This is a genomic window from Pontibacterium sinense, assembly GCF_015209595.1.
Classification (GTDB): Bacteria; Pseudomonadota; Gammaproteobacteria; order Pseudomonadales; family Balneatricaceae; genus Pontibacterium; species Pontibacterium sinense.
In genome coordinates this window covers 26,179-46,280 of record NZ_JADEYS010000025.1, presented here as the reverse complement: position 1 = coordinate 46,280, position 20,102 = coordinate 26,179, and the positions used below count along the sequence as shown (strand labels likewise).

Annotated in this window: 20 protein-coding genes; 11 read left to right on the top strand and 9 right to left on the bottom strand. The window is 49.8% G+C overall.

Annotation, left to right across the window (positions count from 1 at the left end; all coding sequences use genetic code 11):
* Positions 1-2 precede the first annotated feature (2 nt).
* Entirely contained in the window at positions 3-596 is a 594-nt protein-coding gene (locus tag IOQ59_RS18900; protein ID WP_193955031.1) for a DUF938 domain-containing protein, read from the top strand.
* 1,118 nt (positions 597-1,714) lie between these two features.
* Here the strand turns inward: IOQ59_RS18900 and IOQ59_RS18895 are convergent.
* Together IOQ59_RS18895 and IOQ59_RS18890 are read right to left on the bottom strand one after the other, a co-directional pair.
* Positions 1,715-2,242, bottom strand: a complete 528-nt coding sequence (locus tag IOQ59_RS18895; protein ID WP_193955030.1) for a retropepsin-like aspartic protease family protein — start codon at positions 2,240-2,242, stop codon at positions 1,715-1,717.
* Between the two features lie 41 nt (positions 2,243-2,283).
* Positions 2,284-3,426, bottom strand: coding sequence for a response regulator (locus IOQ59_RS18890; RefSeq protein ID WP_193955029.1), 1,143 nt, complete (start codon positions 3,424-3,426; stop codon positions 2,284-2,286).
* A gap of 300 nt (positions 3,427-3,726) precedes the next feature.
* Here IOQ59_RS18890 and IOQ59_RS18885 point away from each other — a divergent pair, with 300 nt between their 5' ends.
* Positions 3,727-4,176 (top strand): YaiI/YqxD family protein, encoded by a 450-nt coding sequence (locus tag IOQ59_RS18885; protein WP_193955028.1) that lies wholly within the window; start codon positions 3,727-3,729, stop codon positions 4,174-4,176.
* Between the two features lie 117 nt (positions 4,177-4,293).
* Positions 4,294-4,686, top strand: a complete 393-nt coding sequence (locus tag IOQ59_RS18880; RefSeq protein ID WP_193955027.1) for a YbaN family protein — start codon at positions 4,294-4,296, stop codon at positions 4,684-4,686.
* Positions 4,687-4,746: 60 nt separating this feature from the next.
* Here IOQ59_RS18880 and IOQ59_RS21670 read toward each other — a convergent pair whose 3' ends face one another.
* The 3 genes from IOQ59_RS21670 to IOQ59_RS18865 all read right to left on the bottom strand — a co-directional run bounded on the left by IOQ59_RS21670 (position 4,747) and on the right by IOQ59_RS18865 (position 6,869).
* Positions 4,747-5,547, bottom strand: a complete 801-nt coding sequence (locus IOQ59_RS21670) for an MOSC domain-containing protein (protein WP_193955026.1) — start codon at positions 5,545-5,547, stop codon at positions 4,747-4,749.
* Positions 5,548-5,572: 25 nt separating this feature from the next.
* Positions 5,573-5,806 (bottom strand): Rho-binding antiterminator, encoded by a 234-nt coding sequence (locus IOQ59_RS18870; RefSeq protein WP_193955025.1) that lies wholly within the window; start codon positions 5,804-5,806, stop codon positions 5,573-5,575.
* Between the two features lie 268 nt (positions 5,807-6,074).
* Positions 6,075-6,869 carry a glutathione S-transferase family protein gene (locus tag IOQ59_RS18865; protein WP_193955024.1) on the bottom strand — a complete coding sequence of 265 codons (795 nt, stop codon included), beginning with the start codon at positions 6,867-6,869 and terminating at the stop codon, positions 6,075-6,077.
* A 151-nt stretch (positions 6,870-7,020) separates the two neighbouring features.
* Between IOQ59_RS18865 and IOQ59_RS18860 the strand changes: the two genes are divergently transcribed.
* The 4 genes from IOQ59_RS18860 to IOQ59_RS18845 all read left to right on the top strand — a co-directional run bounded on the left by IOQ59_RS18860 (position 7,021) and on the right by IOQ59_RS18845 (position 10,192).
* A complete protein-coding gene (locus tag IOQ59_RS18860; RefSeq protein ID WP_193955023.1) occupies positions 7,021-7,917 on the top strand; it encodes a LysR family transcriptional regulator in 897 nt (298 codons plus the stop codon).
* Positions 7,918-7,950: 33 nt separating this feature from the next.
* Positions 7,951-8,169, top strand: a complete 219-nt coding sequence (locus IOQ59_RS18855; protein WP_193955022.1) for a DUF3820 family protein — start codon at positions 7,951-7,953, stop codon at positions 8,167-8,169.
* A gap of 117 nt (positions 8,170-8,286) precedes the next feature.
* Entirely contained in the window at positions 8,287-9,279 is a 993-nt protein-coding gene (ubiU, locus tag IOQ59_RS18850; RefSeq protein ID WP_193955021.1) for a ubiquinone anaerobic biosynthesis protein UbiU, read from the top strand.
* Positions 9,280-9,289: 10 nt separating this feature from the next.
* A complete protein-coding gene (locus IOQ59_RS18845; protein ID WP_228051020.1) occupies positions 9,290-10,192 on the top strand; it encodes a U32 family peptidase in 903 nt (300 codons plus the stop codon).
* 195 nt (positions 10,193-10,387) lie between these two features.
* Here IOQ59_RS18845 and IOQ59_RS18840 read toward each other — a convergent pair whose 3' ends face one another.
* Positions 10,388-11,605, bottom strand: a complete 1,218-nt coding sequence (locus tag IOQ59_RS18840; RefSeq protein ID WP_193955020.1) for an NADH:flavin oxidoreductase/NADH oxidase family protein — start codon at positions 11,603-11,605, stop codon at positions 10,388-10,390.
* Positions 11,606-11,798: 193 nt separating this feature from the next.
* Here IOQ59_RS18840 and IOQ59_RS18835 point away from each other — a divergent pair, with 193 nt between their 5' ends.
* The gene (locus tag IOQ59_RS18835; protein WP_193955019.1) at positions 11,799-12,698 is read left to right on the top strand and encodes a LysR family transcriptional regulator; all 900 of its coding nucleotides are present in this window, start codon (positions 11,799-11,801) and stop codon (positions 12,696-12,698) included.
* 165 nt (positions 12,699-12,863) lie between these two features.
* On the opposite strand, the gene ubiT is transcribed toward IOQ59_RS18835, so the two are convergent.
* Positions 12,864-13,352 carry a ubiquinone anaerobic biosynthesis accessory factor UbiT gene (gene ubiT, locus IOQ59_RS18830; protein WP_193955018.1) on the bottom strand — a complete coding sequence of 163 codons (489 nt, stop codon included), beginning with the start codon at positions 13,350-13,352 and terminating at the stop codon, positions 12,864-12,866.
* A 154-nt stretch (positions 13,353-13,506) separates the two neighbouring features.
* Between ubiT and IOQ59_RS18825 the strand changes: the two genes are divergently transcribed.
* Genes IOQ59_RS18825 through IOQ59_RS18815 form a run of 3 tightly spaced genes read left to right on the top strand, consistent with a single transcriptional unit; the run spans position 13,507 to position 16,168 of the window.
* A complete protein-coding gene (locus tag IOQ59_RS18825) occupies positions 13,507-15,225 on the top strand; it encodes a ribonucleoside triphosphate reductase (protein ID WP_193955017.1) in 1,719 nt (572 codons plus the stop codon).
* 32 nt (positions 15,226-15,257) lie between these two features.
* Complete coding sequence (gene nrdD, locus IOQ59_RS18820; protein ID WP_228051019.1) at positions 15,258-15,425, top strand: anaerobic ribonucleoside-triphosphate reductase; 168 nt, start codon at positions 15,258-15,260, stop codon at positions 15,423-15,425.
* Between the two features lie 38 nt (positions 15,426-15,463).
* Positions 15,464-16,168, top strand: coding sequence for an anaerobic ribonucleoside-triphosphate reductase activating protein (locus IOQ59_RS18815; RefSeq protein WP_193955016.1), 705 nt, complete (start codon positions 15,464-15,466; stop codon positions 16,166-16,168).
* A gap of 14 nt (positions 16,169-16,182) precedes the next feature.
* On the opposite strand, the gene IOQ59_RS18810 is transcribed toward IOQ59_RS18815, so the two are convergent.
* The gene (locus IOQ59_RS18810) at positions 16,183-17,910 is read right to left on the bottom strand and encodes a bifunctional protein-serine/threonine kinase/phosphatase (RefSeq protein WP_193955015.1); all 1,728 of its coding nucleotides are present in this window, start codon (positions 17,908-17,910) and stop codon (positions 16,183-16,185) included.
* Between the two features lie 88 nt (positions 17,911-17,998).
* The gene (locus IOQ59_RS18805) at positions 17,999-19,471 is read right to left on the bottom strand and encodes a NarK family nitrate/nitrite MFS transporter (RefSeq protein ID WP_193955014.1); all 1,473 of its coding nucleotides are present in this window, start codon (positions 19,469-19,471) and stop codon (positions 17,999-18,001) included.
* Positions 19,472-20,102: the final 631 nt, after the last annotated feature.

The window sequence follows — 20,102 nt, the reverse complement described above, 5'->3', positions numbered from 1 at the left end:
TAATGCTGAACTTTTCTGAAGCCTGTGAGCGGAACAAAGGCGTTATCCTGCCGATGTTACAGCACTATCTAGAGAGTCACCGCTGTGTACTGGAGATCGGGAGCGGATCAGGTCAGCACGCGCTGTACTTCTCTCAGGCTATGTCTTCCCTGACATGGGTGCCGAGTGATCTGTCTTTTAATTTGCCCGCGTTATTAGAGAATCTGCAGAACTCTCCTTGTGAAAATATCCTGTCGCCGCTGGCTTTGGATGTCGGTGTTCAGCCTTGGCAGATCCCCCATCAACCGGATGCTATCTTCACTGCGAATACTCTGCATATTATGGACGAAAACTCAGTCCGGGCATTTTTTGACGGTGCAGGGGCATTATTGGAATGCGGAGGCAAGCTTTGTGTTTATGGGCCATTCCGCTATAGCGGCCAATACACCAGCGCTAGCAATGCTAATTTTGATCTCTGGTTGAAAGACCGCGATCCGCGCAGTGGTATCCGGGATTTCGAGACGCTTGATCGTTGGGCTCAAAATAACGGGATGCGATTGCAACATGATCATGCGATGCCGGCAAATAACCAGTTTGTTGTTTGGGTTAAAAATTAGGTAAGTACTGTTTCAGCGGTTGCTAATCGATTGTTGTTAGCTAGGCGACTCTGGCTAAGAAGTGGGGTAAAGCGCATTTATTCGTGTATCTGGGTGGTTTGTATAAGAGCAGGAGGTTTGGAGCTGATGCTGCCAGCGAGGGCAGCATCAGGGTGAAAAGTGATCATCCCTGATACCCTTGTAACGTTATTGCTATCATGCAGGATTTTCAGTCTGACTACTTAGATGTAAACCACGGATGCCACTAGGACCCGACAACAAACTGCTCACCACAGACGACAACTATCTGTCCGACTACTTAGAAACAGCGCACAGACGACGGCTTAACTGTCTGACTACTTAGCGCTATTCCACAGACGACTACATACTGTCTGACTACTTAGGTGTTCAGTTACGGGTAACCCAACGGTATCCGACTACTTAGGTTTTACATCACAGACGTTCGAATCCTGAGAAGAGCATTCCCCTCCCAGTATTCCCATCAACGTTACGAAACCATCCGATCACATCCTGACTGCATACCGACTACAAACTACCAGTATCAGGAGACAGCAGAACCGTGATGGTTTTGCCATGGTTCCCATTTGACATCATCCGACAACATAGCTGGATACAAATGACTTCTGGAACAGGCGGACATTCTGTTTTAGATCTTATGAGCGATAAACGTACAGTTGTTCGCTTTTGAATCAGGAGTGTCATCATACAGAAATTAACTGGAAAAACTACGGGGAAAATACCTATATTTCTGCTGTTGTTTGAAAAAGGTGTAAATCTATTGATTTCACTCAATAAGACATTTGTGACTTGTTTATCATTTGTGTCGTAAAACTACATAACTCATGGGAAATCAACGTGATTTGTATGGAAAATCGAACAAGTCGCTTTGTTCTGTAGATTGCTTACACTGTTTCTGTATGTTTGTTCAAGTTAAGGTTTTTTAATGATCAAAGTTTGAAACATTTGTTTGATTGCGGGGGCTTTGGATCAGGCTCATTAGGGGGCTGATGTTTTGTTATCCTGGTCCCACGATAGTGTACAAAGTTTTGTGGTTTAAAATGGGAGCTGAGGTAAATTACCGCTGCGAGAGTGGATGTATTGAAGGGCGCTGGACGTGCTTAATGACGCAGGCGTAAGGTGTCGCCTTTTTGCACCATTTCCAGATGTTTCATGAAGCTCATACCCAATAACACGGTATTACCTTCCATATACGGATTAATATGTGCCCGCATATCGTTGAGTGTAATGCTTCCTAAAGAGACACTGTCCAGACGAACGTTGTGCACTGTGATTGAGCCATTTGCGGTGTTAACCCTACTGCTACCACGTTGCCGCAACTGCATTGTATCGGCCACCGATTTAGGAATGCTAATTGAGGTTGCGCCAGTGTCCAACATAAAAATGACGGGTACATCGTTGATCAAGCCCGGTGCGACATAGTGCCCATAGGCGTTGCGCTTCAGAACAACTTCAGGTGACGGTTGACCGGTTGAGTTGGCCAGGTGAAGGTTGGGATTGTGTTTTTTTTCCAGCAGACCACCAAAGTAGACAGTGAAGCCAGCCAGCAAAATAATCCAGAAGCCATAGGTCATGAGGCGGGCCATAAAACGGCGGTTGTGGTCGGGATCTTTCTGGACAACGGGCATAAAAGCTATCTTTCTTAGGGACTCGCGACAGTGGTTGTTCTTTATCCACTGGTTAAGTTGTAATTGATTTTGTACATCAGCATGTCTTTATCGACAGGCTTCATCATGACCTCGTTTATTCCCATCTTAACAGCTTCCATGACTTTGTCTTTATCCCCTTGTTTGGCCAGCGCCATGATTTTCGTATTCTGCAGTTTAGGATGGCTCTGAATACGGGAGATGACGTGGAGAGCGCTCATATCAGGCAGTGTCAAATCAACCAGTACAATGCGTGGTTGCCACTGCTCTAGCATCTTAAGGGCATGGGTTGCATGGGTGGATACATTGGGAGAATATCCGGTCTCTTCCAGATAGGTCGCCAGCCTCATCAGTTCCTGTTCTTCATCTTCTATAATCATGATGCTCACTGCAGAAGGTTGGTTCTGCTTTATTTCATTCTGCAGGCTGGACTTGTTGTTTTCGGTTTGGGTCACCAGATCATTTACCAATGAGTTAACGCTTTCACTCGCGTCTTGTTTTTCTCCCTGTAATTGGGGCAGCAGGGTGTTAGTGGCATGATCATCGATAATGGCATTAACGGTTTGCGCGCAAATGTTCGGGTTATTGGGCTGTTCGTTGCGCATACGCTCCTTCATTGACTCCATGGAGAACGTCACCGTTGCCATCAGGCGTTCCAGTGATTCCTGGTTGAGGTCCATCAGTTCTTGACCGGAAGTGGCGACTTGATCAAAGAAGCTGCACATTTCATCCACCGACATGGATTTACTTTGTTTCAGGCTGTTGGTGGATAGCAGACGACGGAGGGTGCGAAGGCGTAACAGAATATGGTGCGGATCGTAGAGTGGTTTTACGATGAAGTAGTCGTTGAAGATATCTTTGTTGCAGATATTAAACGCATTCTGTACCTGCTCTTTGCTGCAGAGTACCATAGTCGACGATATCTTATCTTCGATGGTCCGATCATTTCGAATCATATGAAGGAAGCAGACCTCTGCTTCCTGAACGTCTCCGTAGCCGAACAGCACAACATCAATACCTTTGCTGTTTATGACTTCTACCGCTTGTTCAGGACTGCAGGCCAGATAGAAACAGGTAAAGTGCCTTTTTATCAGGCGTATGATAGTTTCTAGCGGACCTTTGTTGTCTGTGATCAGCAGTACTGCGAATCGATTCTGACGGCTCATGGGTTCCTTCTCCGGTGTTGTATCCGGTGGCGCACGAGATTTTTTGGGGACCTATGCGATCCAAAAAATCGTTACGGCAGCTCCTCCCTGAATCTGCGACAACATGTGTCAGCATCCTGCTATTGGTCGGGAGCACTCGTTTCTGCTAAATAAGGGTATTCTTAAACTGTTCGAACCACGTAATATAAGTTATTGAATGTACACTCATATTTTGTGCGTTTATTGTTTGTTCAATAAAGGTAGTTCATGCATACATTTTTTCAATGAAACGATGCATCTGAGCTGATAATCGGTAGAGATATGCAGATTTGGGTTGATGCGGATGCGTGTCCGCGTGTAATTAAAGATATTTTATTTCGTGCTGCTGAACGGACGGAAACCCGGTTAACACTGGTTGCAAACCAGTTTCTGGCAACACCTCCGTCCCCTATGATCAATTCGATCCAGGTGCCGGCCGGATTTGATGTGGCAGACAACACCATTGTACAGAAGCTGGAGGCAGGAGATCTGGTGATCACTGCTGATATTCCTCTTGCTGCTGAGGTTATTGAAAAGGGCGGACATGCCCTGAATCCGCGTGGTGAAATGTACAGCAAAGAGAATATTCGCCAACGTCTGTCGATGCGTGATTTTATGGATACGCTGAGAAGCTCCGGTATTGATACCGGGGGGCCTCCTGCACTCAATCAGAATGATCGTCAGATGTTCGCCAATAAACTGGATCGTTTTTTGGCAAAAGCGGGTAAATAAACGCTCTGGTGTGACGGGGAAGGCTGTCTGCGCTAGGATTAGTAGTTATACGCGACATTAACAGAATCATGAACGTAGGGTGTCTGGCTTGATGAAAGTTGGATGGAGGAGTACTGCATGGGCAGAGTGATCTATCTCGTTGTAGGGCTGATCTGCTTGCTGGCTGGATTTATCGGTATCTTTTTGCCGTTGTTGCCGACCACGCCGTTTGTACTTCTTGCGGCGTACTGTTTCTCGCGTAGCTCTGAACGCTTACACCAGAAGTTGCTGAGCCACCGATTGTTCGGTCCGATTATTGATGAGTGGGAGCGCCATGGTGTGATCCCGCTTAAAGTGAAGTGTTTCTCCAGTACCATGATGCTTGTCATGGTGAGCTATCCGTTGATCTTTCGTGAGTTTGACCTTTGGCTGAAGATGTTAGCGGTTGTGGTGGTAATCGTTGCGCTCGTCTATGTCTGGAGCAGACCTTCCTATCCGGCTACGGTACCTGCCGCGGTCAAATCTGAGTAACGCTAAACGAAAACAGGCCAGTGATACCGGCCTGTCTTTCTTATCCTAAGTACCCGCTCATTATCCAATCAGTTCGATCTGATCACCCGTCTGAATAATACCTTCATTTCTTGGGATGATATTCTGCCCAAATTCGACTTCACCTTTGTCGTTACGACGGTAGCTGGCCAGTGTTTTAAGCGGTTCACTTTTTAGCATACGTTCAAGTGTGTCGGGATGGTAGGTCGTCATTACGCAACGGGTACAGGGCTTTACCACGTCAAAAATAACTTCACCGATCTTGATAGCATTCCAGCCGTCTTCAGCAAAGGGAGTGCAACCCTCGACGACAATATTGGGGCGGAACTGGCGCATATCGAACTGTTTGTCGGCGCGTTGGCTGAGATCCTCCAGTGAGGCCTCGGAGATCAGCAATAAGGGATAACCGTCGGCAAAAGACACCGGCTTTTCAGGGAAACGCGGTGTCCCACGCTCGGACTGCTCTCCAAAATAGAGCAGCTGACATTCTACATCCAGCTTATTGCTGAACCACTCATCAAACTGCATCCCGCACAGCTGAGCATTGATCTCAGTGCCCCAGACATTAACCTGACGGTAATTCTGGAAAAACTCCGGAATATGGATAGCGATGCTGTCGCCATCAGGGGCTATCACGTAGAGCCCATCAGGTAACAGGGCGGTGCGAAAGTGCAGCATTTGCGGGTATTTTCGTGCGGAGATAAAGTCTCCTGCCGGGTCAGACAGAATAAAACGGCGATCAAAACTCAGGCCGCTTGTCTCAACATAACTGCGATCCAGCGCAATACCGGCGGTGGACTTGATAGGGTAAACGTTGATCGCACTGAGGTTTATATCTGACACGGTGTGTACTCTTCCTGATGAGCGGTTAGTAGGGTAGCGTGCTGGTGATCATATCAAGGCGGATTCGAAACTTCTTCCCTTCGCGGTTTTCCGCGATCAGGTGCTCTTCCTTGTTGCTGCAATCCAGGTCGAGAAAGCGCAGTTGCTCGTTGTGGGTCTCGCCATCTTGTTGCCAGCTGATCTCGTGGATCGCGTTGCGCATACACGCCAATTCATAGCCGTCGTGCACTTCACAGTTGATACGGGAGTACTCTTTCATAACGCGGCTCCTGAATTCTGATTCTTTCTTCGCCCGCTATGAGACTCTTGATTTGGCTAATCGGTTCCCTTGAATATCAGTGTTGTTGAGTAGAATTAATGGCACGGTATCCGGATCAGTGGTGGGAGTGTGAGGAATGCCAGATTGATGAAGGATGAGAGTCGGATGCGGAGATGGATCCTGTTAACGGTAAGAGTGCAGGCATAGAGGGGTGGGCCAGCTTACCTGTGTATCTGAAGGCAGGCTGGCGAAAAGACGAAGTGGTTGTTTAGATGTTTGCTTTAAGGTGCTTGGCAATCACCGGCCACGCGTCACGTCCACGGGTATTCAGATCTGCCAGAAGGCCCGGATCAAAGTCCTCACTAACCGCTTTCTGGAAAGAGGGGCGTTCGGTGATACGGTCTAACCAAGCACTGACCTCCGGGAATCCTTCCAGCATGCTTAGCCAGTCAAACTGAATCAAGGTCTGGAAGTAGGGCGCTGTCGCACAATCACTGATTCCGAATTCCTGCCCGCTTAACCAAGGTTGTTGTTGCAGTGTCTTTTCCATCTGGACGATGGTGTCGTGGTAGACCTTGACGGCACCCGCAACATCGGGCGCTTCCAGGCCTTGTGCCAGTAGTCGACGCTGACGTTCACGGCGAGGTGCCTCTGGAATTTGATCAATCAACCGCTGTTGTTCCTCGTCGCTTTTTGCCATTAGTCCCGGGCGCATGACCAGCGGCCACTGCAACGCGCCACAAGAGGGGTGCAGCTTGTTGTCGATATGTTTCAGCCAAACACGCATGCGGGCGATCTGAGCCGGGTCAGCCGAACGCAGAGCGGGTTGAGGAAAAGCATCTTCCAGATATTCACAGATCACAGAAGATTCAATGACCGGCTGATCGTTATGTACCAGCGTTGGTACAACCCCCAGCGGGTTGAGGGCCAGATACCAGCTCTGCAGGTTTTCTTTGTTGGGCAGATCGATAGGGTGAGCGGTCCAGGGCAGGTCCTTTTCTGCCAGAACAATACGCACCTTTTGTGCACAGGGCGACATAATGTGAGTGTATAAGGTGATCATGGGTGGGCCTCAATCGCTGAATGACGGCGTCATGTTATTGGAATGATTCCAGTGTAGATCTGTAAAAATGCAGTTAAAATGTATATAGATGCAGTTTTGATATGCAATATTGCAGTTTGGTTATCACTTTAGGTGTAAATCTGAGACGCAAATGAACTGGAATGATCTTAAGTACCTGTTAGCCCTCAGTCGGTTAGGGACGTTGAGCGCCGTCGCAAAAGAAACGGGTGTCGATATGACCACGGTCTCGCGCCGGCTTAAAGCGTTGGAGAGCGCACTAGGTGCTCAGCTGTTTCAGCGCATTGATAACCGCTACTTGCCAACCGATGCCCTGCAGCAGGTATTGATGCGCGCAGAGCAGGTGGAACTGGAGATTGGTCGTCTGCAGAGTGATCTGCTGGGGCAGGATGAAGACCTGCGTGGGCGGGTGCGCATCACTTCGGTCCATACCTTTATCAACAGTTACCTGTTGCAGCGCTTACCGGATTTCTATGAGCGTTATCCTGATATAGAGCTGGAAATCATTGCCGATAGCAGTCAGCTGGATTTAGGGCGGCACGAGGCGGATCTGGCGCTGCGTATGGGGCGCCCTGATCAGAGCAGCATCGTAACCCGCCGTATGGCCGACCTGAACTATGCCGTGTATGGCCACAAAGCGCTGGTGGACCCAGGTCTGCAGGTTGGTGATCTGCCGTGGATCTTATTTGAAGACCGCTATCACAACTTGCCGGAAGCGCTCTGGCAACAACAGCATTACCCGGATGTTAAGGCACGGCTGTTTTGCAATGTAGGGCCTGCGATGTTGACTGCCGCCAGTAACGGTTTAGGTGTCGCGTGTTTACCCTGTTATATGGCTGAACCCGTGAGCGGGTTAGTCGGGTTAACGGAGGCGTTTCCGCTGCGGGCGCTGTGGTTGTTAATGCATCCGGAAAAGCGTAATCTGGCGCGCATTCGGGTGTTCGTGGATTGGCTGGAACAGCAGCTGGATAGTGATACATTGCTGTTTCAGGGACCGCACTTAACCCCCGGTGATGCCCATAACACTTGAGCCCAATGAGTTCAGCAGAGATAGAGTCACGGTATGGATCTGAATCCGCAGATGTTAAAAAAAATGGCCCGCATGAAGATGCCGTTTGGCAAATATCAGGGGCGGGTGTTGATGGATCTGCCAGAATCGTATCTGCTGTGGTTTGCGCGTGAAGGCTTTCCGAAAGGAGAGCTAGGCCTGTTATTGGGGTTGTTGCTGGAAATCCGGATCAACGGTCTGGAATCGCTGTTACAGCCGCTGCGAGAACGATAAGTATCCCTCGACGTTTGACCTTTCCCACTGATTTTGACCGCTTGATGCCCATCAAGTATTTATCCTGACTGCATTGATACGCTGCCGCACTGTTATCCGATTTTACTGGAGGTAGTGATGGAGCTGGTCTGTCCGGCAGGCAGTTTTCCTGCGTTAAAAGCGGCGGTTGATAATGGTGCCGACGCGGTTTATTTCGGGTTCAGGGACGCAACCAATGCTCGTCACTTTGCTGGTCTGAACTTTGACCGGCGCAAAGCCGAGAAAGGGATCGAATACGCCCGCAGCCGTGGTGTCAAAGTGCTGTGTGCAATCAATACCTATCCGCAGCCTCAGGGCTGGCAGATCTGGCAGCAGGCTGTGGATATGGCCGCTGATCTGGGTGTGAATGCACTTATCGCAGCGGATATGGGGGTGCTGGGCTATGCCGCCGATCGTCATCCTGATCTTAACCTGCACCTGTCAGTACAAGGTTCTGCTACTAACTACGAAGCGCTAAGTTACTACCAGCAGCAATTTAATATTAAGCGTGCGGTACTGCCGCGTGTGCTTTCGCTGGCACAAGTCGAGCACTTGTCCAAACACAGCCCGGTGGAGCTTGAGGTGTTTGCCTTCGGTAGCCTCTGCATCATGGTGGAAGGGCGCTGTTATCTATCCTCCTATCTGACCGATGAATCCCCCAATACGCGCGGAGCCTGTTCTCCCGCCAAGGCGGTACGTTGGAAAGAAACGGATCAGGGTTTGGAATCTCGCCTGAATGAAGTGTTGATCGACCGGTATGGTGAAGGCGAAAAGGCCGGATACCCGACGCTGTGTAAAGGGCGCTTTGATGTGGAGGGGAACGTTTATCATGCGATGGAAGAACCCACCAGTCTTAACACCCTTGATCTCATTCCAGAGCTGGAATCGATCGGCATCAGTGCGGTCAAAATCGAGGGTCGCCAGCGCAGTCCTGCCTATGTAGCTCAAGTTGTCAGCATTTGGCGCAGCGCGCTGGATCGCGCCAAAGCCTCGGGAGCCTATACAGTGCAACCGGAGTGGAACAAGGGGCTGACCGATCTTTCCGAAGGTTCAACCACCACCATCGGTGCATACCACCGCAGCTGGCAGTAGGAGACGGCTCATGGATAATCAGATGCAACTGACGCTGGGACCGATGCTGTATTTCTGGCCCAAGCAGGACGTTTTTAACTTCTACGCTGAAATGGCTGAATCGTCCGTCGAGACTATCTATCTGGGGGAGACAGTCTGCTCTAAACGTCGCCAGCTTAAACTGGATGACTGGCTGGGCTTGGCGCGGGAGCTGCAGGAATGTGGCAAACAAGTCGTACTATCGGGGCTTGCGTTACTTGAAGCCGAATCGGAGCTCAAAGCGCTGCGCAGAATCTGCAACAACGGTGACTATCAGGTGGAAGCCAATGATATGGCCGCCGTGCAGATGTTGAGTCAGCAGGGCGTGCCGTTCATCACCGGACCCTCGATTAATGTCTACAATGTTCAGGTGCTGAAACGACTGTATCAAAGTGGTATGCGACGCTGGGTCATGCCGGTGGAACTGGGTGCTGAGACCCTAACCACACTGCTGCATCAGGCAGAACAGGATGGTTCGATGCCCGATCTGGAAACCGAAGTGTTTGCCTACGGCTGTTTGCCGCTGGCATATGCGGCTCGCTGCTTTACGGCCCGTTATCGCAACGTGCCTAAGGATAACTGCGAGTTTTGCTGTATCGAATATCCGGATGGTTTGATGATGCGCTCGCAGGAAGGCAAAGCGCTATTCACGATGAACGGTATCCAAACCTTGTCGGCCGAGCACTATAACCTGGAACATGAGCTGGATCGGATGCAGGCGATAGGCGTCAACAAAGTGCGTATCAGCCCCCAGCGTGAAGGTTTAGGGGAGGTGATTGAGCGCTTTGCGGCACGTCTGCAAGGGGAATCTATCTCAGATACTATCCACATGATCAGTCAGGACCAATGCAACGGATACTGGTATGGCGAGCCGGGGATTCAGTGGGTGGAGTGATGTGCCGATAGAGTCAAGAATAGGGACAAGGTAAGCCAGTCATTCCCCAGCGGATGGCTGGCTTTTCTATTTGAATATGCGACCGATCGCGGGCCTTAACGCTAAAGACGCCTGCTTTTCACTGAGAATCTAACGGCAGATCTGGATATCTGTGACACATTGAAATCCATCGCCCCGGAACAGCAGGGTGTTGTCTTAGACCTCTGATACCTGATGGGGGAACCGGCGCAGCCATGTTGCGCATCGACACTCATCACGCTCCTCATAAAGGGAGATCGCTGATGGAAGGTCCATCTTAAAGCGGCTCTCACAGTCATTGCCTATGGCGGTTAAACGCATCGTATACCACGCGGTAATTCCGCCTGCAGGTGGCGCCTCAAACGTTGGAAAAGCTGGATCACCCCCGGTATTCGCTACCCAATCATTCGCAAGTGCTGGATTGAGCACCATAGCTCTAGCCAACCCCACCGTATCAGCAGCGCCACTAGTCAGTGATTCCAGCGCATCGACGCGTGTTTTGATTCCGCCTGTTACCTGTAACGGTACGTCGGTCACTTGCTTCGCCCGGTGGGAAAACTCAACAAAGTACGGTCCTCCACCTGATGCATCGGAACTTGCTTTTGCACCAGGAAAGTAGGTGCCACCACTTAACTCAATTAGATCAATCGACGTGCGATCCAGAATACGAATAGCCTCCAGAGCATCGGCCTGTGTTAAGCCTCCTTCTAGCTGGTCAGAGGAGTTGATCTTAATCCCTACCGGAAATCGAGGTCCTACGGCCCGCCGAACCTTTTTAATTACTTCGACGATAATGCGACTGCGTGCTTCAATAGAACCGCCGTATTGATCGTTGCGACGGTTGAACAATGGCGACAGAAACTGGCTGAGTAAAAAACCATGAGCGGCGTGAATCTGAACGCCTGTGAATCCGACATCTTTAGCCAGTCGTGCGGTTCTGGCATACATATCAGGTAACTGCTCCACCTTTGCTCTGGACATACCCGCGCATCTAAAACTTCCAATCTCAAGCGCTGATGGCCCTGCAGGCTGGCTGATAGCTCGGTGAGACAATGCCCCAGCATGGCCAATCTGAGGCCATATATGTGCACCTTGAATGGCAGCGCGGGTAGCCAATGAGCTCAATGCCTGAAGATTAGAGTGGGTACCGAATACTAGGTTGCCAGGTTTCTCAGGAAAGCGGGGGTCGCCCTGAACTTCACCGATTATCGATAGTGCAACCCCGCCCTCTGCCCATCTTTCATAGAGCCGAATCTGAGCGTCGGTCGGATTGCCTCCGCCGTCTGCAAGCGAATCAGACATGGCTGACTTTACTAGCCTGTTTTTTAAAATGGCACCGCAAGGCAGTTCCAATGAACGGTTCAGTAAATAATGAGTGTCTGCTGTTTCAAGCATGCCCGCTCCCTTTAAATCTGCGTATTGTTTTCATTGCAACTCACACAACGGTCATCGAGCTAAGCTTGGGTCAGGCTGGATTTAACATGTGTTTCTGTTGGTCAGTTACCGAAGGAGAGAGGGACATTATTGATGTTCTTTAATAAACTAAAAACATGGCAATCATATAAATACTATTAAATAAAAGTTAACAATGAATACGTCAGACCTTAATCTGTTTATTCGGATCGCGGAAACCGGCAGCATCACCGAGTCTGCAAAACAGCAGGGAATTTCAACTGCGGCGGCTAGTTCTGCTCTCAAACGATTGGAAAAGCAGCTCGATATCCAGCTGTTTATCAGAACGACCAGACAGTTGCGGATTACATCACAAGGGGAGCAGTTCCTGTTTCATTGCCGTCAGGCCCTGGAGTCGCTCGATCAGGGACGCATATCGGCCCAACAGATGATGGGCAGGGTTGGCGGTGAGCTGCGGCTTTCAGTGTCCTCTGATTTAGGGCGCAATCTGGTGCTTCCTTGGATCGATGAGTTGATGGAGGCGCATCCTTCTTTGTCGATTGACTTGAATGTAGGTGATTCCCTCTCCAATTTTTTTATGGACAAGGTTGATGTCGCACTGCGTTATGGAAAGCCAGAAGACTCAACGATGGTGGCGTTTCATATTGCGACCATCGATAGAATTACCTGCGTATCGCCAGACTATATATCGACGTTTGGAGAGCCTTCCCATCCGGAGGAATTAAGAGAGCACCATTGCTTGTTGTACCGGCTGGACGGCCATCTTTTCAACAACTGGACGTATGTGGATAAGTTAGGCAGATACGAAATAAAGGTCAGCAGCAACAGAGTCAGTAACGATACTGATATTGTTCGGCGGTGGGCTGTTGCAGGAAAGGGCATTGCTTACAGATCCAAGATAGATATCTCGTCCGATCTTCAGAGCGGAAAACTGGTACAAATACTATCCGATTACCAGTCACCGTCGGCGCAGCTTTACTTGCTTTGCCCTAGCCGAAAGCAAGTGACGCCCGCTGTGATTGCGTTCAGGGAGATGCTTAGAGAAAAGTGTGCACATCTGGGGATTGCTGGTTAATTTACTTTAGATAGCACGTGAAATTGAAGGCTGGTATCTCCATGGTGAATCGACAGTGAACATGGAGAACGGGTTTTAAAAATCCATGATCTCTGCTCGTAAGGTACATGACGTTGCACACATGTACCTTACCGACCGCCGGACGTCATTATCACGGTGATGGGATTACAGAGGTAATCGACTCGCAAGTTCAATCCCTTTCCGCATGGTGCTGGGCATCTCATCCCAATCCACACTATCCAGTAGATTCTTCACCGCCAGTCCCAACTCGGTATTTCCCTCAATCAATAAACGGCGCTGGAAGAAGAGTGTATCCGGGTCTTGTTCACGGTTAGCAAGGATCAGGAAATCACGGGCTTCCCCTTTGATCCAGGCATCTGCGGTGTCGCTGGCACATACAATTAATTGTTCATCTTCACAGCTGATCACCACACGTATCGCCAGATCAGTAACCTCAAGGCCCAGTTGTTGTCCCTCTAGGAAATAGAACTCATCGTCTTCCAGAGGTTGCTTAAACGCTTGGTTAAGCGCCTTTTCCAGCAGATTTTTCTTCAGCTTAAATGGCAGAACCGATTCGGTTTTACTGATTACCCGGCTCACCAACGTAGAGGCATCAGGGCGGGGAAAGGGCAAACGGGCGGTGAGAAGTGACATCAGATTACTCCTGTTTAGTGGCCGTTATGATAAGCGAAATTTAATTTTACCCCCTTGATATCAATCAAGGCTGACTTGTGCCTGCGTTCTGCAAAATGCACTACATATTGTGCTAATCTGTAATTAAATAACCATATATAGTGTTGAGGGTGTGATGGATAATCATCAGTCAGTGGCGGTAAGAAGTACGGTGGATGAGTATCTGGAGCGAAGTGATTGGCGGGTGAATGCCAACGCCAATCAGGGATACTCGCTCGGAGGATTGATTCTGAACGTATCGGGCAAGGTGATTGCCAACTACTGGCTGAACGAGGTCTACACCCCTCAGATTGGTTTGGCACATCGGCAAGGTGATCTGCATATTCATGATCTGGATATGCTGTCGGGTTACTGTGCCGGATGGTCTCTGCGGACGTTGTTGCACGAAGGTCTGAACGGCATTCCCGGTCGTCTGGAAAGCGGTGCACCGAAACATATGAGCAGCGCAATCGGGCAGATCGTCAATTTCCTCGGTACCTTGCAGAATGAATGGGCTGGGGCGCAGGCCTTCAGTTCATTTGATACCTATCTGGCGCCGTTTGTACGGAAAGATCAGATGGATTATCCCGCGGTGCTGCAATGCATGCAGGAGTTGATCTATAACCTCAATGTGCCTTCTCGCTGGGGGACACAAACACCGTTTACCAATCTGACGTTTGACTGGCATTGCCCGGATGACCTGCAAGAACAGATTCCGGTAATTGCTGGTGAGGAGATGCCGTTTAGCTACGGTGATCTGCAGGTTGAGATGGATATGATCAACCGCGCTTATCTGGAAGTGATGGAGCAGGGTGACGCCAAAGGGCGGGTATTTACCTTCCCGATTCCCACCTACAACATCACCAAAGAGTTTGACTGGGAGAGCGAAAACTCTGAGCGTTTGTTCAGCCTGACAGCGAAATATGGCTTGCCCTATTTTCAGAACTTTATTCGCTCGGACCTGGAACCGAACATGGTGCGCTCCATGTGTTGCCGTCTGCAACTGGATCTGCGCGAGTTACTTAAGCGCGGTAATGGTCTCTTTGGCTCTGCAGAGCAGACCGGTTCTATAGGTGTAGTGACCGTTAACTGCGCGCGTTTGGGGTATCGTTGTAAAGGGGATTGGGATGCGCTTTATGCGGAACTGGATCATCTGCTGTTATTGGCAAAAGATTCACTGGAGCTGAAGCGTCAACGTATTCAGCACCTGATGGACGAAGGCTTATTTCCCTACAGCCAGCGTTATCTGGGGACTTTACGCAATCACTTCTCCACCATTGGCGTTAACGGCATCAACGAAATGCTGCGCAATTTTAGCGATGATCAGTTTGATATCTCTGGCGAAGAGGGAATGACCGAAGCGATCCGTTTGTTAAACCATATCAATCAGCGCCTGACCGATTTCCAGCAACAAACCGGCCATCTCTACAACCTTGAAGCGACGCCCGCTGAAGGCACGACCTATCGTTTCGCCCGTGAGGATCAGAAGCGTTATCCGGATATTTTGCAGGCCGGTACCTACGAACAGCCTTATTACACCAACTCCAGCCAGTTGCCTGTCGGGTATACCGATGATCCGTTTACGGCGTTGGAGATGCAGGATGAACTGCAAACCCGATATACGGGCGGTACGGTATTGCATCTTTACATGCGTGAACGCATCTCCAGTGTGCGTGCCTGCAAACAGATGGTGAAAACGGCGCTGACCCGTTTTGCGCTGCCCTATATCACGATCACGCCCACATTTTCGATCTGTCCGGTGCATGGTTATCTGGCCGGAGAGCACGAGTTTTGTCCGCGTTGCGATGAGCAGCGCATGCAAGAGAAGCTAAAACAAGAACACGCGACCCATTAAATCGACCGACTACAGTGATCAAGGATATCAACATGAATACTCAAGCTATGAATGCCGTGACCCAGCTAAAACCAGAAGAGCGCCAGCGTTGCGAAGTATGGACGCGTGTGATGGGCTACCACCGTCCGGTGGCGCAATTTAACGTAGGTAAGCAAGCGGAACACCGTGAACGTCGCCACTTTGTTGAGCCGCAAGCGTAACGTGAGACCTATTCGTCAGGTATTGTGAGGAGTTCTAAATGACAGCCGCATTGCAGATCAGTGGTTTGACACCACTGACCACGATTGATTATCCGGATCATCTGGCCTGTGTGCTGTATACACAAGGGTGCCCGCTGCGTTGCGGGTATTGTCAGAATCCTCACCTGATTCCATTTGTAGAGGGGCAGGGGAACCTGAGCTGGTCCAAGGTGACCAGTTTTTTAACGCAGCGTAAGGGACTACTGGAAGCAGTGGTGTTTAGTGGGGGTGAACCTACTCTGCAGCCGGGACTTCGAACGGGAATCCTCAGTGTCATCGAGCTGGGCTATAAGGTGGGATTACACACCTCGGGTGTGAGTGCCAGCTCACTGGCTCAGCTGCTGGGGCTGGTGGATTGGATCGGGCTGGATGTAAAAGCACCGGCAAATCTGTATCAGGCAGTCACAGGTAAGCCGAATCAACATATTCAGAATGCGCGCAGTCTGGAGTTACTGCTGGCGGCGGGAACGGCATTTGAGTGTCGTACTACGGTGGACTGGCGGTTACTGCAACCGGAAGATTTGATCCGGCTGGCCGAGCATCTGGCAGCACGCGGGGTTACACAATATGCATTACAGATCAATCACGGCGGTCCGTGCTACGATCCTGCGCTGCGTGAAGCAGTAAGTATCCCAAGCGCAGAAAAAGTGCAGCTGAAAGCGGAGCTGCACAGATTGTTTCCCCGTTTCGAATGGCGCGAATAAACAGTTTTAACGGGTTACTTTAACCAGAATGCAATCAGGGTAAACAGGGCGATCATAAACCACACCAACGACATTAACTGCCAGAAAATCAGGGCATTGGGTGATTTCTGCGCCACTTCCCGGGAGACCAGAAAATCTGGGTTGGGTTCTGTCAGGTCATGCATGAACTGGTCGATCGTGTCGTAGCGGTGTTGAGGTTCAATAGTCATCGCTTTTTCCAGAGCGCGGTCGAACCAGATAGGAATGATCGGGTTATGCCGATCCGCAGGGATGTATTTGAGTTTCTGCAATTGTTGCGGTTTTTCACAGTTTTCCAGTCCGTCACCAAACGGCAGATTGTGGGTGAAAATCTCGTATGTCATCGCTGCCAGAGAGAACATATCCCCCTTGATGCCGGTATTTTGTCCCAAGCGGAATACCGGATCTGAGTAATTCATGGTGCCGAGAATACGGTCTCGCTCGATCGGTACAAAGATCTCGTTAATACCGGCAACAAACACTGATCCAAAATCCACAATGACCGCACTATTATCGGGGCGGATCATTACATTACTGGGCTTCAGGTCCTGATGCAGAGTTTCGCGTTTATGGAAGGCTTTCAGGCCCTGCGCAATCTGTTTAACGATCTGGATTGCGACGGCAGGTTTCGGTGTCGGATTGGCTTCTATCCACTCGTCCAGCGGGACCCCTTCGATAGGTTCCATCAGGTAGTAGAGAAAGTTCTTGGCTCGGTTGGGGATATGTACGTTCACCACGTTGGGGCTGTTGATTCGGCTGCCGACCCATTCTTCCATCACAAAACGTTCGATATAAGCAGGGTCATCCTCGTAGTTATGAGAGGGGGTTTTCATCACCCATAACTGTTCTGTTTCCAGGTCACGTACTTTGTACAGCTGACTGCGATTACTGGCATAGAGTTCTGATTCGATAAAGTAGTTATCGATCTTCATGCCCCTTTCCAGTTCGGGCGGGAAGGGAAGGTCGGTCAGGCGATCAGTAATCTCATTGAGCGTATCATCTGAGATCTTTTCGATGCGTACCAGCTGACAACTCAGGTTGTCGGTGCTGCCTGCATCATAAGCGGCTTGAACCAAGTTTTCGCTACAGGTTTGTAAGTTGCTATCAGATAGCGCGAGCTGTTTAAGCTGTGAAGGTTCCAGAGAGTCATGGATACCGTCAGTGCTGAGCAGAAACAGGTCACCTTCTTCGATATCGATAACGCGATAGTCAATTTCCAGATGTGTATCCATGCCCATCGCGCGAGATAGGCAGCTGTTGCTTTCGCTCAGACGGGTGATGTGATCTTCAGTGAGCAACTCCAGGCTTTGATTACGCACCAGATAGATACGGCTATCACCTATATGGAATAAGTGCGCTTTGCGGGATTTGATGACCAGTACCGACAAGGTGCAGACATGTCCACGGGTGGTGGACAGGTATTCGTGACTGCGGGCGTAGAGCAGGCGGTTGATCGAGGTCAGGACTTTTTGAGCCGATTTACTGACCGTCCAGATATCAGGTGTATCGAAGTAGTCACTCAGAAACTCCTGTACACAGTATTGGGCCGCTTCTGCGCCAGCTTCAGCTGTGCTGACGCCGTCAGCAATGATAGCGACAGCCCCTTTAGTTGTGAGCAGGTTGCCTTCCGGCTGATACGTACCCAGGCAATCTTCGTTGCGTTCTTTGCGGCCTTTTTCGCTGCACTGACCGGTTTCAAGCTCAATCTCATTGCTTAGGTACATAAATCACTATCCTGTTTTCTGCCACATCCTAAAAACGGAAAAAGGCGGAGTCAGAGACTGACCCCACCTTAGCGTTCAGATGTGGTTATTACTCCACATCGATAAGCTGTACTGTGCCATCTGGCAGTACCTCGGCCATCTGACCGCTTGGCTCATCCATAAACTGAACCATCACGAAGACGACGGCTGCAGACGCTGCGATAACCAGGAAGAAAGTCGAGTAATCTACAAAGCTCAATACGGTCAGGTAACACACTGCACCCACGTTACCGTATGCGCCTGCCATACCGGCGATCTGACCTGTCATGCGGCGCTGGATCAGAGGTACGACTGCGAAGACTGCGCCTTCACCGGCCTGTACGAAGAATGAGCAGCACATGGTGGCGATCACTGCCACTGGAATCCACCAACCGCCATCAATCTGGCTCAGGACGCAGTAGCCAATGGCCAGACCCAGAATCAGAACACTCAAGGTTTTCTTACGACCGATTTTATCACTCAGATGGCCCCCGGTTGGGCGGGCAACTAAGTTCATAAAGGCAAAACCAGACGCTAGCAAGCCCGCAGTTACAGGGCTTAGGCCTTCAAAGGTTTCCAGAAAGAACAGCGGCAGCATCGATACAACGGCCAGCTCGGAGCCGAATGTTGCAAAGTACGCTACATCCAGAACAGCAACCTGTTTGAACTTGTAACGATGCAGCTCTGGCACACCATGTTTAAGATTCTCGGCATTTACATGGTAGATCGCACGCAGTTGTACGAAGAACAGCACAATCAAAGTGACGTAGATTGCGTTAGTGGAAAATTCATCCAGCAAACCGATGTTGGTTGGTGACAGTTTCCAAGTCAGGACTGCCAGCGCCGCGTACATCGGGATGTTCATCAGGATGTAGAAAACGAAGTCGCCTTTGCTAGTGACTTCCAGGCCACCACTTTTCTTCGGTTTGAAGTAAGTGGAGCCTTTGGGAGTGTTGCGGGCTACACGGTAGTAGAAGAAGCCGTACAGGATTGCCATTATGCCGATGGATACCAGTGCATAACGCCAGCCGTTTTCACCGCCGTACATCAGTGCGACAGTTGGCAGAGTCATCGCGCCTGCTGCTGAACCGAAGTTACCCCAGCCACCGTAGATACCTTCTGCAACACCTACTTGTTTCGCGGGGAACCACTCACTGACCATGCGGATACCAATAACGAAACCGGCGCCTATAAAGCCGCTGAGGAAACGCATGATTGCAAGTTGTTCATAGGTTTGTGCGGCGGCAAAACCTAAACAGATTGTGCCCCCTATAACCAACAATATACTGTAAATGAGCCGCGGGCCGAACTTGTCCACCAGTGTGCCGACGATGATCCTCGACGGAATCGTCAACGCTACGTTTAATATCAGCAGGGCTTTGACTTCGGCGCTGGTCAGACCAAAGACATCCTTGATATAGGCCATCATCGGCGCATGGCTGAACCAGACCACGAAGGTCAGGAAAAATGCGAACCAAGTTACGTGTAAGGTTTTAATCTTGGGATCGCCAAAATCTAATAACCTTATTCTGCTAGTGGACATGTGACTGCTCCTAAAATAATAACAGCGTTTGATGCGTTACAGGCGTTGTACCGGAAAACAGATAGTGCTTTGTGTCTCGTGGTTTATCTTTTTGAGCGATCAAAAACGGTGGTGTTTTTAAACGCAGATAAAGACACGTGCTTTCAGCAAATAAACCCGTTGGGCGGTAGCAATGACAATAATCTTGCTGCCAAAATAGGCCCTTTCTAATCGGCGGATATTGATATATATCAACGCTTTACTAGGCTGTCAGGCAGTGGGAAGGGGCATATACCACCTTTGTGGTAGTAGGTTTTTTGGTTGTTAACGTATTGAAAAATAAGGCTATTGTCGTTCGTTTGTCGTGTGTGGGTTTGGTTTTTGGTATTGGGGGTATCTTAAGGGGTACACGTTCGTCTAACGTCAAATTCAGCCCCCGTTTTTGTCAGTTGTCGATGCAGCGCATAGCGATGGGAAAGTAAATGACAGATGTTAAAAATGGCCGGATTTTAGAGGGGTATATAAAAGTTATCTCTTCAGAGGTATTGGTGGAATTGAATATCAGGATTATCTTTGATGGCGTTCTCACGGTTGTTGCACGTATTAACCTAAATGCTCGGGTTAAATGTCAGATGATACCCTCTCCTCGTTA